Annotated in this window: 10 protein-coding genes; 2 read left to right on the top strand and 8 right to left on the bottom strand. The window is 71.8% G+C overall.

The features are described 5' to 3' along the window. Nucleotides 1-20: 20 nt before the first annotated feature. A complete protein-coding gene (locus M8C13_RS17150; protein ID WP_252481608.1) occupies nucleotides 21-3,152 on the bottom strand; it encodes an NACHT domain-containing NTPase in 3,132 nt (1,043 codons plus the stop codon). 132 nt (nucleotides 3,153-3,284) lie between these two features. Here M8C13_RS17150 and M8C13_RS17145 point away from each other — a divergent pair, with 132 nt between their 5' ends. After that, nucleotides 3,285-4,247, top strand: a complete 963-nt coding sequence (locus M8C13_RS17145) for a DMT family transporter (RefSeq protein ID WP_252481607.1) — start codon at nucleotides 3,285-3,287, stop codon at nucleotides 4,245-4,247. Here the strand turns inward: M8C13_RS17145 and M8C13_RS17140 are convergent. The 7 genes from M8C13_RS17140 to M8C13_RS17110 all read right to left on the bottom strand — a co-directional run bounded on the left by M8C13_RS17140 (nucleotide 4,207) and on the right by M8C13_RS17110 (nucleotide 11,807). Beyond that, nucleotides 4,207-5,097 (bottom strand): SDR family NAD(P)-dependent oxidoreductase, encoded by an 891-nt coding sequence (locus M8C13_RS17140; RefSeq protein ID WP_252481606.1) that lies wholly within the window; start codon nucleotides 5,095-5,097, stop codon nucleotides 4,207-4,209. The two genes, M8C13_RS17145 and M8C13_RS17140, sit on opposite strands and share 41 nt — an antisense overlap. Before the next feature lie 18 nt (nucleotides 5,098-5,115). Beyond that, nucleotides 5,116-6,540, bottom strand: a complete 1,425-nt coding sequence (locus M8C13_RS17135) for an FAD-dependent monooxygenase (protein WP_252481605.1) — start codon at nucleotides 6,538-6,540, stop codon at nucleotides 5,116-5,118. A gap of 187 nt (nucleotides 6,541-6,727) precedes the next feature. After that, a complete protein-coding gene (locus tag M8C13_RS17130) occupies nucleotides 6,728-8,086 on the bottom strand; it encodes an NlpC/P60 family protein (protein ID WP_252481604.1) in 1,359 nt (452 codons plus the stop codon). A gap of 288 nt (nucleotides 8,087-8,374) precedes the next feature. After that, entirely contained in the window at nucleotides 8,375-9,913 is a 1,539-nt protein-coding gene (locus tag M8C13_RS17125; protein ID WP_252481603.1) for an AMP-binding protein, read from the bottom strand. 154 nt (nucleotides 9,914-10,067) lie between these two features. Next, a complete protein-coding gene (locus M8C13_RS17120) occupies nucleotides 10,068-10,421 on the bottom strand; it encodes a glyoxalase (RefSeq protein ID WP_252481602.1) in 354 nt (117 codons plus the stop codon). A 16-nt stretch (nucleotides 10,422-10,437) separates the two neighbouring features. After that, nucleotides 10,438-11,091 (bottom strand): hypothetical protein, encoded by a 654-nt coding sequence (locus M8C13_RS17115; RefSeq protein ID WP_252481601.1) that lies wholly within the window; start codon nucleotides 11,089-11,091, stop codon nucleotides 10,438-10,440. Beyond that, nucleotides 11,088-11,807 carry an ATP-binding cassette domain-containing protein gene (locus M8C13_RS17110; protein ID WP_252481600.1) on the bottom strand — a complete coding sequence of 240 codons (720 nt, stop codon included), beginning with the start codon at nucleotides 11,805-11,807 and terminating at the stop codon, nucleotides 11,088-11,090. The genes M8C13_RS17115 and M8C13_RS17110 overlap by 4 nt, the downstream gene beginning before the upstream one ends. Before the next feature lie 192 nt (nucleotides 11,808-11,999). On the opposite strand from M8C13_RS17110, the gene acnA reads away from it, so the two are divergent. Further along, nucleotides 12,000-14,756: an aconitate hydratase AcnA gene (gene acnA / locus M8C13_RS17105; RefSeq protein ID WP_252481599.1), complete on the top strand. Its 2,757-nt coding sequence runs from the start codon at nucleotides 12,000-12,002 to the stop codon at nucleotides 14,754-14,756. Nucleotides 14,757-15,312 lie beyond the last annotated feature (556 nt).

Here is a 15,312-nt window from a genome sequence, read left to right as displayed (position 1 = left end):
GGGAGAGCGGGCAACACGGCTCAGAGGTAGCTGATCCGCACGCCGGGACCCAGCTCGTCCAGGCCGAGGTAGGAGCCGCCGCGGTCCAGCCGCAGCCTCAGCTCCCGGCCGGCCAGCGCGCGCAGGTCGAGCGCCGCCAGGTGATCCCGGATCTCCAAGGTGTGCAACGGGAACTCCGCCACGGCCGCCAGGTCGCCCGCGGTGAGCTCGTCGATGATCAGGGTCTGCAAGTTGGGCATCAGCTCCGGCAGCCGGTGCAGCACCTCGGCGCCGGTCCTGGACAACAGCAGCTGCCGGATGCTCGGCCAGGACCGTCCGGACTCCGACGCCAGGCTCGCTTCCCGCCAGAGGTTCAAGCGCCACAACGAGGTCAGCCCATCCAGCGGGGAATAGTCCTCGACCTGTCCCAGGTAGTCCAGGGACAGGGTCTGCAAGCCCGGCAGCTCCCGGACGAAGCCGAGGTCGGGCATGGGCACGGCGCAGAACAGGGCCAGGTTGGCCAGGCGGGGCAGCCGGCACAGCAACTCGGTCCCCCGGTAGTCCTCGGCGGCGAACAGCTCCACCGTGTGCAGCAGCGGGTGTTCCAGCAGGGGGGTCAGGTCAACGGTCTCCGGCAGCAGGTCGAGCCGGATCACGGTGAGGCATGGCAGGTCCGCGATGACGTCCAGGGGCACCCGGTGACGGCCGGACTCCAGGTCGAGCTCCAGGCTGCGCAGGTTGGTCAGGCGGTCGACGTAGGACAGCAGGTGTTCGTCGCGGACCCGGATGTGCCCGTCCCGCAACGGCGCCCCGGCCAGCACCTCCTCGGCGTACCGCGCGGGCTCGAAGTAGCGCCAGGCCGCGGCCAGCTCCTCCTGCACCCGGTGCCGCGGGTCGGCCGCGTACCCGCGCAGCAGCCGCAGGCCGTCCTCGTTCTCGGTGAAGGCCGCCGCCCGCACGGTGGCCGCCGCCGAGGCCTCGGACAGATTGTCCACAGTGGACGGGAAGTAGCGCAGCACCCGGTGCCCGATCGCGGCCAGCGATCCGGCCTCGCGGACGCTGCGCGGCGGCACCAGGTGCGTCTCGATCAGCGTGTCCACCCGCGCGCGGACCGCGGGGTCCAGCTCCTCCACCGTTTCCAGGCAGGCCGCGGCGAGCAGGCGGAGGTGGCGGGCACGGCGGGGTTCGGTGTCGGCGCGGTCCAGGATCTCGGTGAGCAGGGCGTCGGCCTGGGTGCGTTTGGCGTGGCCGCAGGCCATCACGATGGTCTCCCACCAGACGTCCAGGTGCGCCTGGGAGACCAGCTTCTCGATCCGGCCCTGCTCGGTGGCCTCGCTGGCGGCCAGGTACTCCTGGAAGGTGCGGTGCACGAAGTCGACCTTGCCGGGCACCGGTTCGCGCAGCACCCCGCTGCGCTCCAGCAGGTGGTCCAGGATCTCCCCGGCCGGATCGGTGACATTGGGCATGGCCAGCAGCTTGCGGGCCACGTGCTCCTCCGCGCGGGCCCGGTCCAGCTCGATCCGGTTGGCCTCGGTGAGCCGCCAGGCCATGTCCCGCAACAGGACCCGCTTGCGGCTGACGTCCAGCAGGCCGGCGATGCCGCGCTTGAGGTCCCTGGTCTCCAGCAGCATCTCCAGCGCGCGGCGGTAGAGCTCCATCCGGTTGCGCGGCAGTTCGCTGACCTGGTCCAGGTTCAGCGCGCACAACATGGCGCACAGCAACGGGTTCGCGGCCAGCACCCGCAGGTGCGGGCGGCTGGCGAGCTGGTTGAGCAGGCGGCGCTGGGCGGCGGGCAGCTCGGCCGGGTCGCCGGGCAGGCTGTGCGCGCGCTGGGCGGCCTGGTGCCAGCAGGCCACGAACCGGGTGATGTCCTCCCGGTTCATCGGTTCCAGGGTGACCGCGGTGAAACCCTCGGCGGCCAGCCACTTCGCCTCGGCCGCGGCGGGGCGGGCGGTGACCACCATGCGGGCCTTGGGGAACTCGCGGGCCAGTTCGGAGAGCCAGGCGTGCACCTGCGGGCGGCGGTTCGGCGGCACCTCGTCCACCCCGTCGACCAGCAGCAGCGCGCTGCCCTCGTCCAGGCGGCGGTGCGTCCACAGTTCGGGCATCTCCGCCGAGCGCGCAGGCCAGGCGTCCTGGAGGAACTGCTCGGGGCGCGGCAGGTCGCCGGTGGCGTGGCCGCGCAGGCGGATCACGAAGGGCACGCAGGAGTTCCAGTCCGCGAGCTGGTCGGTGAAGGCGGAGCGGGCCGCGGTGACGGCGAGCCAGTGCAGCAGCGTGGTCTTGCCCGAACCCGCCTCGCCACGCACGAACGCGCGGTCCGCGCCACCGAGCGCGGCCTCCACCCGGCCGCTGCTGGTGCCGCCGTCCCCGGTCTCGGCGAACCAGTGCCGGTCCGGGCGGCGGCGGGTAGCGCGGCTGTGCCGGTCCAGCACGCTGGCCACGCTCAGGCTCAGGTAGGCGGTGCTCAGCGCCAGCTTCGGTTGCTCGTGGGCGGCCAGGCCGAGCAGCGTCACACTGTCCAAAGTGGACTCGATGTGCCGGAGGTAGGCGGCGGTGAACTCGGCGTCGTGGTCGGTGCCGCGCGGCGCGTGCAGGGTGGAGCGGGGCACCCTGGCCAGCAGCTCGTCCAGCTGGGCGGTCTGCGCGGTGAGCCGGGACAGCGTCTCGGCCAGCGCGCGCGGCGGCAGCGCGGGCAGGTGCTGGATGACCTGGGCCAGGTAGCGGCAGGACTGGTCCAGCGCGATGTCGTAGAGCTGGCCCGCGGGTTCGGCCAGGCCGGCCGGCGGCGGGCAGACCGAGCGGACGTGCGCGGCGAGCTTGTCCCCGTCGGCGTCGGTGGCGAAGATCAGCTCGTCGCTCAGCTTGACCTCGGCCAGTGCGTCGCCCGCCCCGGCGAGCGCGGCGGCGACCTCGTGCTCCGGCAGGGACCTGAACCGGGTCTCCAGCACCAGTTCCAGGCGTTCGGCGACCTGGCCGCCGACGTTGCCGAGCAGCCGCTCCAGCTTGTTGCGCTGGACGGGACTGGCCAGTTCCTCGGCGGCCAGCTCGGCCAGGGTGGCGGTGCGCTGCTTGCGGGCCCGGTGCCTGCGCAGCCAAGCGGTCACCGCCTTCTCGGCGATGATCTTGCCGAGGTCGAGCACTTCCAGCCCGCTGATGACGGCCTCCCCCACGTTCACATCTCGCGCGGACAGTGTCGGCCGACTGGCCGGCCGGGGTGGCGGGAACCGGCGCAAATCCGCCGTTCGGCCTAGACCGGGAAATCCGCGCGACCCGGCGGTCCCGGTAGGTCAGACTCGGCGTACGTGACAGTTGTGGAGATCAGATCGCGGCGCGTGCTGGCGGTGGCGTCGACCGTGGCCGCCGGGGTCGGGCTGGCCGGGCAGGCCCGGTTGAACGGGGAGTTCGGCGCGCGGCTCGGGGACGGGATCGGCGCGCCGCTGCTGACCACCGCCATGGGCATGGTCGTGCTGCTGGCGCTGGTGCCCGCCTTCCCCGCCGGACGTCGCGGTATCCGGCGGCTGCGGACGGCGGTGCGCGCAGGGCAGTTGCGCTGGTGGCACTGCCTTGGCGGGATCAGTGGCGCGCTGATCGTCGGCGGCCAGGGGATCACGGTGACCTCGCTGGGCGTCGCGCTGTTCACGGTGGCGGTCGTGGCGGGCACCGTGGGCGGCAGCCTGGCCGCGGACCGGTGGGGGCTCGGGCCGGGCGGGGTGCGGCCGGTGACCGCGGCGCGGCTGGGCGGGGCGGTGCTGTGCGTGCTGGCGGTGCTGATCGCCGGGACGGACCGGATCGGCGGCGCGAGCACCCTGGTGCTGGTGGCGTTGCCGCTGCTGGCGGGGGTGACGGGGGCGGTGCAGTCGGCGTTCAACGGGCGGGTGGCCGCGGCCGCGGGCTCGCCGTGGCCGGCCACCATGGTGAACTTCGTGGTGGCCACGGCGACCCTCGCGGTGCTGCTGCTGGCCGGGTTCGCCGTGCGCGGGCTGCCCACCGGCGCCTTCCCGGCCGAGCCGTGGTTCTACCTGGCCGGGCTGATCGGGATCGGCGTGGTGGCGGTGGCCACCCTGGCCGTCGGCGAGATCGGGGTGCTGGTCTATGGGCTGGCGAGCGTGGCGGGGCAGCTGCTCGGGGCGATCGCCCTGGACCTGGTGACCGGGCCCCAGCCCACGGTGGCGACCTGGGCCGGGGCCGGGCTGACACTGCTCGCGGTGCTGCTGGCCGCGCGGGTCAACCGAAGTCCGGCGCCAGCCCGGTCAGCTCCACGCTGAGGTCCCAGACCCGGGCCGCCGCTGCCAGGTCCGCCAGCGGCCCGCGCACCGGTTCCACCCTGGGCGCGCCGCGCAGGCCGAACATCCTCGGCCCCCACAGCTGCCCGCCGCGCACCGCGGGGTCGAGCACCGCCCTGACCGCGACCCTGGCCGCCTTGTCCTTGCCGTGCACCATGATCCCGGCCGGCAGGCCGAGCAGCCGCTGACCGGCGCCGCGCACGTGCACCGGCGGGCGGGACGGGGTGAGCGAGTCCAGCGCCCCGCCGGGATGGGTGACCACGCTGAGCACCGGGCTGCCGGTGGCGCGCAGGCGGCGGTCCAGCTCGAAGCCGAAGAGCATCTGGGCCAGCTTGGACCGGGCGTAGGTGCGTTTGGACCGGTAGTCGCGGGTGCTCTGCGGGTCGTCGAAGTCGAAGGTCTCGGACTTGGCGGTGAAGCTGCCGGTGGTGACCACCCTGGCGGCCGGGGCGGCGGAGAGCAGCGGGGCGAGCAGGGCGGTGAGGGCGAAGTGGCCGAGGTGGTTGGTGCCGAACATCAACTCGTGGCCCTGCGGGGTCTCCTGGCGCGGCGGGTCGTCGAGCAGCACCCCGGCGTTGTGCACCACCGCGTCCAGCCGGTCCAGCCGCAGACCGTCCACAGTGGACTTGATCGAGGGCAGGTCGGCCAGGTCGAGCGAGACCTGGCCGACCTCGGCGCCGGGCACCCGCGCGCGCAGGGCGGACAGCGCGGCCTCGGCCTTGGCCGGGCTGCGACTGCCGATCAGCACGGCGCACCCGGCAGCCGCCAGCTGTTCGGCGACGAAGTACCCGATGCCCGCGTTGCCCCCGGTGATCAGGACGGTGAACGACATCCCGCCACGCTAACGACCTCAGCCGGCCGGCTTGCCGAACCAGCGGGCGAGTTGCCGGTCCAGATCCCGCTGATCGTGGCCGATCCAGGACACGTGGCCGTCGGGGCGCAGCAGCACGCACGGCACGTCCAGTGCCGCGGTGGGATCGGCGAGGTAGTCGACGCGGTCTGCCCAACCACCGGCGGTCAGGCCTCCGGTGCGGTCCAGCAGCAGGCCGCGGCCGCGGTGCAGCAACCCGTAGAGGGTGCCCTGTGCCAGCTCGAGGTCGGGCAGGCGGCGGCCGAGCAGGTCGGGGCCCTCGCCGAAGTCGTAGCGGATGCCGATCGCGGTGATCTTCTCGATCAGGTGCCGGTTCACCTCGTTGAAGTCCAGCAGTTCGGTGAGCAGCCTGCGCATTGCCCGCGCGCCCGGTTCGGGGGCGGAGAGCGCCAGCTGGGCCCGGGTGTTGTCCAGCACGTCCGCGGCGACCGGATGACGTTCGGCCTGGTAGGTGTCCAGCAGCGTTTCCGGGGCCCAGCCGCGGACCTGCGCGGCCAGTTTCCAGCCGAGGTTGACCGCGTCCTGCACGCCGAGGTTGAGGCCCTGCCCGCCGAGGGGTGGGTGGATGTGCGCCGCGTCGCCTGCCAGCAGCACCCGCCCAATGCGATATCGCTCGGCCAGCCGGGTGGCATCGCCAAAACGGGACAGCCAGCGCGGGGAGTGCACGCCGAAGTCGGTGCCCGCGATCGCGCGCAACCCCTGCCGGAAGTCCTCCAGGGTGGGCGGTTCCGCGCGATCGCTGACGCCCACGGCGGGGACCACCACGCGGTAGACCTTGTCGCCGAAGGGACTCAGGCTGAAACTCTTGTTGGTCTCATGGATCGCGGCCACCTGGGCGGCGATCTCCTCCTGCGGCACACCGACTTCCAGCTCGCCCATCAGCGTCTCGGTCCGCGCGGGCTCGCCGGGGAAGCCGACGCCGAGCAGCTTGCGCACCGTGCTGCGCGCGCCGTCACAGCCGACGAGGTAGCGCGTGCGCAGCCGCTCACCGTCGGCCAGCTCGACCGTCACGCCCTCCTCGTCCTGCTCCAGACCGGCCACCGCGCAGCCATGCCGGACCTGCGCGCCCAGCCGCACCGCGTGTTCTTCCAGGAGCTGGACGATGACCGGCTGCGGAATGCCCAGCAGGTAGGCGTGCGCGGAGTCCAGGCCCCGCGGCACGGGTGTGGCGATGGCGGCGAAGAAACCGGCGGCCGGACGCTGTCTTCCGTGTGGCCGCAGGCGGTCCAGCAGTCCACGCATCGCCATCAGCTCAAGACTGCGGATGTGCAGACCGACGATGCGGACGAAGGAAGCGGGCTCGGTGTCCCGCTCCAGCACGAGTACCCGCACCTGGTGCAGCCGCAGCTCGGCGGCCAGCATCGCGCCGGTCGGCCCACAACCGGCGATGATCACGTCGAACATGGTGTTGCCCTTCGGGAGTGCCTTGGTGGCGGCGCTCCCGGCGACACCTACGTCAGTCGCCAGACCGGGACGGGAAGGGGGAGCACCCACATCGCTACAGCGGTCATGGGTCTCACCTCCTCGGGCGGTGTCGCGGTCGGCCGCAAGCTACAAGCCCGCGCCGCGACCTGTCGACTCCTTTTCCGGACTAGACCAGGCGCACCGCGTACGGCATCAGGCCGCCGTAGCGCACCGGCGAGATCCGCACCCGCGCGCCGGAGTGCGGGGCCTCCACCATCCGCCCGCCGCCCAGGTACATCGCCACGTGGTGGATGCGGCCGTTGGTGGCCCAGAACAGCATGTCGCCGGCGGCCATCTGGGACAGCGGCACCTTGCGGCCGTAGTTGTACTGGTAGCCGCTGTAGTGCGGCAGGTTGACGCCGATCCCGGCGTAGGCGTAGATCATCAGGCCGGAGCAGTCGAAGCCGACCTTGCGGTAGTCGCCGAAGGTGTCGGCCACGCCGCCGTCGCGGATGCCGCGGGTCGGGCCGGAGCCGTTGCCGCCGCCCCAGGCGTAGATCACGCCGAGCTGGGACAGCGCGCGGTTGATCGCGATCTGCACGCCGCGGCCGGGCGCGGGGGCGACCGTGGGCCGGGCCGCGGTCTGCGGGCGGGCGGCCGGGCGGTTCTGCGCGGCGGCGGCCGCGGCGGCCTTGCGGGCCTCCTCGGCCTCGCGGCGCTGCCGCTCCTCCTCCTCGCGCTTCTTGGCCGCCAGCCAGTCCTCGTAGCGCTGCCGCTGGCCCTGCAGGCCGGAGACGTGGTCGCGCGCCTCGAACAGCTGCTTCTCCACCGCGACCCTGGTGGCCTCGATCTCGTTGGCCCGCTGCTCCTGGGTGCTGCCCGCCTGCACCGCGATGGCCTGCGCCGCGTCGGCGACCCGCTTGGCCTGCTCGGCGGCGTTCTGCTTGGCCTCGGCGGCCTCCAGGGCCTTGCGGGCCAGGGAGTCCTTGTTCGCCTTGTCCGTGCGCGCCCGGCGCATGACCTCCAGCACGTCGGCCTGCGAGCCGCTGATCAGCTCCAGCATCTCGGAGCGGTCCAGCACCTCCTGCGGGCCCTTGGCGGTCAGCAGCGCGCCGGTGGTGTCCAGCAGGTTGCCGTTCTGGTAGGTCGCGGCGGCGAAGGCGTCGGCCTTGGCGCGCAGGTCCTCCACCGACTTGGCGGCGGCGTCGGCTTCGGCGCGGGCGCCCCTGGCCTCGGCCTTGGCCCGGTCCGCGGCCTCCTGCGCGGCCTCCAGGTCGACCAGGGCCTTCATCGCCTCTTCGCGGCGCAGCTCCACATCGGCCATCAGCTCGGCCAGGCGGGCCTCGGCGCGGCTGAGCTCGTTGGTGAGCCTGCCGACCTCGCCCGCCTTGGAGTCGACCTGGGCGCGGCCGTTGCGGATGTCGGCGTCGCTCGGGTTGGGCGGTGGCGGCGGCACGGCCGCGCCCACGCCGGGCGTGCCGGCCAGCAGCACACCCGCGATCGCGGTCGTCACGAGCCCCAGAACCAGGTTCCGTCGCGTCGGCATCACGCCCACCTCCGAACCTTTCCTCCGCCGGTAGCGCCCAGCCGACAACGCCCGCTCGGCCTACACGCCGGGTACCGAACGGCAGCGGTCGGACACGCTGAGCAACTGTGACATTTCGTCCCACCAGTCGCCAGTGATCCCAGCATGAACACGCGCCTCATCCCTCACACGTGTCACATTTACTGGGGACAATGTCGCCCGAAAGAGGCATTCAGCACACGCGCCGTGCACAAAACAGCTCGGGGCACGCGAGGTGCCCCGAGCTGCGGAAACGATTCGGTAAACGGTCTAGTTCACTTTGCGGTCCAAACCGGCCCAGTAGGGCTCACGGAGCTTGAACTTCTGGATTTTCCCGGTCGCCGTACGCGGTATGGACTCGCGGAACTCGACCGTCGTCGGGGCCTTGTACCCGGCGAGCTTCTCCTTGCAGTGCGCGATGATCTCGGCCTCGCTGACCTGCGCGCCCTCGCTCACCACGACCAGTGCCTTGATCGTTTCGCCCCATTTGTCATCCGGCACCCCGATGACCGCCACCTCAGCCACGGACGGGTGACTGAACACGCAGTCCTCGACCTCGATGGAGGACACGTTCTCCCCGCCGGTGATGATCACGTCCTTCTTCCGGTCGGAGATGCTGAGGTGGCCCTCCTCGTCCAGGGTGCCGCCGTCGCCGGTGTGGAACCAGCCGCCCTCCAGGGCCGCCTCGGTGGCCGCCGGGTTCTCCCAGTACCCGGCGAGCACGGTGTTGCCGCGGGCCAGCACCTCGCCGCTGTCGGAGATCTTCAGGCGCACGCCGATGCCGGGCGCGCCCGCGCGGGAGAGCTTGCGGGCCCGCTCCTCGGCGGGCAGGTCGAGGTCGGCGGGGCGGGTGCGGTTGAAGGTGAGGAACGGGGAGGTCTCGGTGAGGCCGTAGAGCTGCTGGAAGCTCCAGCCCAGCTCCTCCTCGATGCGGGCGATGGTGCGGGTGGGCGGCGGCGCGCCGGCGCAGACGATGCGCACCCGGTCCCGGCCGGGGATCTCGCCGTCCCACTCCTGCGCGGCATCCAGGACCATGTTCCACACCGCGGGCGCCCCGCAGGCCAGGGTGACGCCGTGCCGCTCGACCCGGCGCAGGATCTCCGCGCCGTCGACCTTGCGCAGCACCACCTGCGGCACGCCGAGGCCGGTGGCGGCGAAGGGCATGCCCCAGCCGTTGCAGTGGAACATGGGCAGGGTGTGCAGGTAGACGTCGCGTTCCCAGACCCTGGCGTGCAGGCCGAAGGTCATCGCGTTGATCCAGATGTTGCGGTGGGTCATCTGCACGCCCTTGGGGCGGGCGGTGGTGCCCGAGGTGTAGTTGATGGTGGCGGTGGCGTCCTCATCCGGCGCGGCCCACGGGCGCGGCTCGGTGCCGAAGCGCATCACCTCGGTCTCGGTCTCCTCGCCGAGGATGTGCTTGTGCGGCGCGGAGATCCCGCTCAGCGCGGGGGCCAGCTCGGGGTCGACCAGCAGCACCGAGGCGCCGCTGTGGCCGACGATGTACTCGATCTCCTCCGGCCGCAGCCGGAAGTTCACCGGCACGCAGATCCGCCCGCTGGCCGGCACGGCGTGCAGCAACTCCAGCAGCCGGGCGGAGTTGTGGCTGACCACGGCCACGCGTTCGCCCTCGCCCACCCCGAGCCGGTCCAGCCCGGCCTGCCAGGCCCGCGCCCGCCGGGCCAGTTCGCCATAGGTGGTCGTCGGCACCGCCGCGGCCGGTTGGCTGGGTTCGTCGATCACCGCGGTGCTGGTGGGAAAGACGGTCTCCGCCCGGTCGAGGAAGTCGGCGACGGTCAACGGTACCCGCATCGTTGAGGCTCCTCCGGTTCGTCCGAATGGGCACAGACGGTAGTCAGCGGGGGTACCCGGTGTCAGCTCGCCTGATCCCCCTGGTGGGTGACGCAGCGGCGGGTGCGCGGCTGGCGGCGGCAAGCGGTCGGGCGGGTGGCGGCCCGCCCCGGGGTCAGCCGGCCAGGAACTCCAGACGGTTGCCCACCGGGTCGGTGGTGTGGAAGCGGTCCCGGCCGGGGATCTCGGCCGGGTCGGCCCAGGTCACCTGGTGGCCGGCGGCGGTGAGGGTGGCGGCCAGGGCGTGCACGTCGGTGACGAAGGCGGGGTGCGCCTTGGCCGAGGGGCGGAAGCCCTCCTCGGCGCCGATGTGAAGCTCGCCGCCGCCGGGCACGGCGAACCAGCAGCCGCCGCGCGCGGCCAGCAGCGGCGGCTTGGGGATCTCGGTCCAGCCGAGCACGCCGCTGTAGTAGGCCCGCATGCTGTCCTCGCAGCCGGGCGGACCGGCCAGTTGCACGTGGTGGATCATCGCGGTTCTCCTTGTCTCACAGTCGTTTGCGGCCGATGGCGTAGACCAGGGCGGCCGTGGCGGCGAGCAGCCCGGCGGAGAGGGCGAGGTTGCCGGTGAGCGCGGCCAGCGCGTGGCTGCCGTCGCCGCCTTCCAGCAGGGTCATCAGGTTGCCGATCGGCGGCACCCGGCCGAGGAAGACGACCAGCACCACGCCGAGCAGGATGGTGCTGACCGCGTGCACCGGGCGGTGCAGCAGCGGCCGGGCGCACAGCAGGCCGACCGCGACCCCGAGCAGGCCGCTGCCCAGGTGTGCCAGCGCGCCGGCCAGCAGCAGGCTCGGCGGTTGCGGGCGCGGGTTGACCAGCAGCGGGACCAGCAGGGCCAGCGCGGTGAGCAGCAGCAGGGCCAGCACCGCCAGCGCCAGCAGCGCGGCCAGCACCCGGCCCCAGCCGCGCGCGGTGACCAGGGTGACCTGGCGGGCGACCGGGTCCTCCGCGTTGGCGATGACCATGGTCAGCGCGGCCGCGACCGGGTAGATGACCAGTGCGGTGCCCTGGTAGGCCGACAGCGGCGGGCCGGGGTCGCCGCTGTTGAGCATGCCCAGCACGGCCAGGAACAGCAGCGCGGGCAGGAAGAAGGCCTGCGAGCGCAGCAGGTCGGCGGCCAGGTAGCGGAGCAGCGCGGTCATCGGGTGACCTCCGTGCCGCCGAGCTCGCGGGCGGTGGCGCGCAGCGTGTCGGCGGCGCGCGCGGGCACCCGCAGGGTCAGCTCGACCAGGTCCTCCGGCGGGGTGTCGTGCACCCGGATCCGGCCCTGCGCGATCTCCACCAGGCGGTCCCGGCGGATCAGCTCGTGGTGCTCCTCGTGGTCGATGAGCAGCACGGCGGCCCCGCGCGCGGCCTCCTCGGCGAGCAGTTCGCCCAGCACGCCGGCGGCGGTGGTGTCCAGGCCGGTCCACGGCTCGTCCAGGACCAGCAGGCCGACCGGCGCGAGCAGGGCCTGGGCCAGGGCGATCTTCTGCGTGTTGCCCTTGGACAGCCGGTTCATCGGCTCGTCCGGCTCCCCGGCGAAGGCCAGCCTGGTGAGCAGCTCGGTCATCCGGGCCTCGGTGGCCGCGCGGGACTGGCCGCGGACGGCGCCGAGGTGTCGGAGGTAGCCGATCGGGGAAAGCCGCAGGTGTGCCGGAAAACGTTCGGGCACGTAGCCCACCTGGGCCGGTCTCCCGCGCACCCGGCCCAGGCTGGGCTGACACACCCCGGCCACGACTCGCAGCAGGGTGGACTTGCCGGAGCCGTTGCGGCCGCGCACCACCGTGGTCTGGCCGGCGGTCAGCGCCAGGTCGACCTCGGCGAGCACCAGCGGGCCGCGTCCGTAGCGCTTGCCCACTCCCTCCAGACGGAGCATCCCCAGTCCCTTCGCGTCCCGGTGTGTCCGGCGACACGTGCCATGTAACCCGACACGCGCCACCCCCGGTTGAACGTGAATATAGGACAAGCGTACTGTTAGAGCCAGGAGGGCACGGCGGCGCGCTCGGCTCGGGTGCGCAAGACTCGCCCTCGTTCCCCGAACTTGCACCGCCGCGAGATGGAGTTGCACGTGACCGCACCCGTGAGCAAGGACAGCTTCGGCGCACGCGGCACGCTGACCGTCGGTGACGCCTCCTACGAGGTGTTCCGGCTCAGCGCCGTGGAGGGCGCCCAGCGCCTGCCGTACAGCCTGAAAATCCTGCTGGAAAACCTGCTGCGCACCGAGGACGGGGCGAACATCACCGCCGACCACGTCCGCGCGCTGGGCAGCTGGGACCCCAAGGCAGACCCCGCCACCGAGATCCAGTTCACCCCGGCCCGGGTGATCATGCAGGACTTCACCGGCGTGCCCTGTGTCGTTGACCTGGCCACCATGCGCGAGGCCGTCACCCAGCTCGGTGGCGACCCCACGAAGGTCAACCCGCTGGCGCCCGCCGAACTGGTGATCGACCACTCGGTGATCGCCGACATCTTCGGCCGCCCGGACGCCTTCGAGCGCAACGTGGACCTGGAGTACCAGCGCAACAAGGAGCGCTACCAGTTCCTGCGCTGGGGCCAGACCGCCTTCGACGAGTTCAAGGTGGTGCCGCCGGGCACCGGCATCGTGCACCAGGTGAACATCGAGCACCTGGCGCGCGTGGTGATGACCCGCAACGGCCAGGCCTACCCGGACACCGTGGTCGGCACCGACAGCCACACCACCATGGTCAACGGCATCGGCGTGCTCGGCTGGGGCGTCGGCGGCATCGAGGCCGAGGCCGCGATGCTGGGCCAGCCGGTCTCGATGCTCATCCCCAGGGTGGTCGGCTTCAAGCTGCACGGTGAGCTGCCCCCCGGCGCCACCGCGACCGACCTGGTGCTGACCATCACCGAGATGCTGCGCAAGCACGGTGTGGTCGGCAAGTTCGTCGAGTTCTACGGCTCCGGCGTGACCGCGGTGCCGCTGGCCAACCGCGCCACCATCGGCAACATGAGCCCGGAGTTCGGCTCCACCGCCGCGATCTTCCCGATCGACCAGGAGACCGTGGACTACCTGCGCCTGACCGGCCGTCCGGCCGAGCAGCTCGCGCTGGTCGAGGCCTACGCCAAGGAGCAGGGCCTCTGGCACGACCCGTCCGTGGAGCCGGAGTACTCCGAGCACCTGGAGCTGGACCTGTCCACCGTGGTTCCGTCCATCGCGGGCCCGAAGCGGCCGCAGGACCGGATCTCGCTGTCGGAGGCCAAGGAGAAGTTCCGGGTCGACATCCGCAACTACGTCGCCGACGAGGACGGCGTGGACGAGGCCAGCGAGGAGAGCTTCCCGGCCTCGGACGCCCCGGCGTCCAACGCCCGCGCCAACGGCGCCCGCCCGCACCGCACGGTGCCGGTGACCCTGGCCGACGGCACCGAGACGACGCTGGACCACGGGCACGTGGCGATCGCCTCGATCACCTCCTGCACCAACACGTCCAACCCCTCGGTGATGCTGGGCGCGGCGCTGCTGGCCAAGAACGCGGTGGAGCGGGGCCTGTCCAGCAAGCCGTGGGTGAAGACCTCCCTGGCGCCGGGTTCCAAGGTCGTCATGGACTACTACGAGAAGGCCCAGCTGCTGCCGTACCTGGAGAAGCTCGGCTTCCACCTGGTCGGCTACGGCTGCGTGACCTGCATCGGCAACTCCGGCCCGCTGCCGGAGGAGATCTCCAAGGCCATCAACGACAACGACCTGTCGGTGGTCTCGGTGCTGTCGGGCAACCGGAACTTCGAGGGCCGGATCAGCCCCGACATCAAGATGAACTACCTGGCCTCCCCGCCCCTGGTGGTGGCCTACGCCCTGGCCGGCACCATGGACCTGGACCTCAACACCGAGCCGCTGGGCAACGACCCGGACGGCAAGCCGGTGTTCCTGGCCGACATCTGGCCGACCCCGCAGGAGATCCAGGACGTCATCGCCAGCTCCATCAGCTCGGAGATGTTCGTCAAGGACTACGCGGACGTCTTCGCAGGCGACGAGCGCTGGAAGTCGCTGCCCACGCCGACGGGCAAGACCTTCGAGTGGGCCGATGACTCCACCTACGTCCGCAAGCCCCCGTACTTCGAGGGCATGGAGATGGACCCGAAGCCGGTGACGGACGTCAGCGGCGCCCGGGTGCTGGCCCTGCTGGGCGACTCGGTCACCACCGACCACATCAGCCCGGCCGGTTCCATCAAGCCGGACTCCCCCGCGGGCAAGTACCTCAGCGAACACGGCGTGGAGCGCAAGGACTTCAACAGCTACGGCTCCCGCCGCGGCAACCACGAGGTCATGATCCGCGGCACCTTCGCCAACATCCGCCTGCGCAACCTGCTGCTCAACGACGTCCAGGGCGGCTTCACCCGCAACTTCCTGGCCAACGGCGAGCAGACCACCATCTACGACGCCAGCGTCGCCTACGCCGAGGCAGGCATCCCGCTGGTGGTGCTGGCCGGCAAGGAGTACGGCTCGGGTTCCTCGCGCGACTGGGCCGCCAAGGGCACCAGCCTGCTGGGCGTCCGGGTGGTCATCGCGGAGTCCTTCGAGCGCATCCACCGGTCCAACCTGATCGGCATGGGCGTGCTCCCCCTCCAGTTCCCGGAAGGCCAGACCGCGGCCACCCTGGGCCTGGACGGCACGGAGACCTACGACTTCACCGGCGTCACCGAGCTGAACAACGGCACCACCCCCCGCACGGTCAAGGTCACCGCGACCAAGACCGACGGCGGCAAGGTCGAGTTCGACGCGGTGGTCCGCATCGACACCCCCGGTGAGGCCGACTACTACCGCAACGGCGGGATCATGCAGTACGTGCTGCGGAAGATGGTCCGCAGCTGAGCGATCCCCCACCGGGGCTCGTGAACGGGGCGGGCGGGAAGGCCAAAGGTCTTCCCGCCCGCTTTTTCACGCTCGCGACCAGGGACCAGCGACCGGGGTGGCTTTTCAAAACCTGTCCGAAGTCTTGAGGTTCCCCATGCCCGTCAACCTGGAGACATCAGACCGCATCCCAGCCCACGGACGCACACAGCAACCGCCGCCAAGGCCACGCCACGCAACGGCGGCCGTGGGCTGGGATGTGGTGTGATTTCGGAAGGTTGACGGGCATGGGGAACCTCAAGACCCGCCTGCGTCTTGGCCTTTGACTTTGACTTTCCCCCCATGCTTTGATCTCTGCCCGTCCGGCGAGGACGCTCTTGATCTTCGCTCTTGACTGAAAACCCAAGACCAAGATCAAAAGAATGTCCTCGCCGGACGGGCAGACCCCCGGAGGGGTGGGGCAGATCAACACCCGGATGAGCAGGTTGCGGGGCGGGGTTTGGGCTGCCGACTCAAGACCCAGCGTGCTCGCGGCCCTCTCGTCTTCTCCGCACGACCTTCCGACAGCGAACCACAT

The organism is Crossiella sp. SN42, from assembly GCF_023897065.1.
Classification (GTDB): Bacteria; Actinomycetota; Actinomycetes; order Mycobacteriales; family Pseudonocardiaceae; genus Crossiella.
The sequence above is the reverse complement of the archived record's forward strand: the minus strand, read 5'-3'. Positions and strand labels throughout refer to the sequence as shown.

What these genes read in the sequence shown, in the direction of transcription:
- M8C13_RS17120 (WP_252481602.1), bottom strand. Translation starts at nt 10,421, where the DNA reads ATGATCCACCACGTGCAACTGGCCGGTCCGCCCGGCTGCGAGGACAGC.
- M8C13_RS17140 (WP_252481606.1), bottom strand. Translation starts at nt 5,097, where the DNA reads ATGTCGTTCACCGTCCTGATCACCGGGGGCAACGCGGGCATCGGGTAC.
- M8C13_RS17125 (WP_252481603.1), bottom strand. Translation starts at nt 9,913, where the DNA reads ATGCGGGTACCGTTGACCGTCGCCGACTTCCTCGACCGGGCGGAGACC.
- M8C13_RS17130 (WP_252481604.1), bottom strand. Translation starts at nt 8,086, where the DNA reads ATGCCGACGCGACGGAACCTGGTTCTGGGGCTCGTGACGACCGCGATC.
- M8C13_RS17135 (WP_252481605.1), bottom strand. Translation starts at nt 6,540, where the DNA reads ATGTTCGACGTGATCATCGCCGGTTGTGGGCCGACCGGCGCGATGCTG.
- M8C13_RS17110 (WP_252481600.1), bottom strand. Translation starts at nt 11,807, where the DNA reads ATGCTCCGTCTGGAGGGAGTGGGCAAGCGCTACGGACGCGGCCCGCTG.
- M8C13_RS17115 (WP_252481601.1), bottom strand. Translation starts at nt 11,091, where the DNA reads ATGACCGCGCTGCTCCGCTACCTGGCCGCCGACCTGCTGCGCTCGCAG.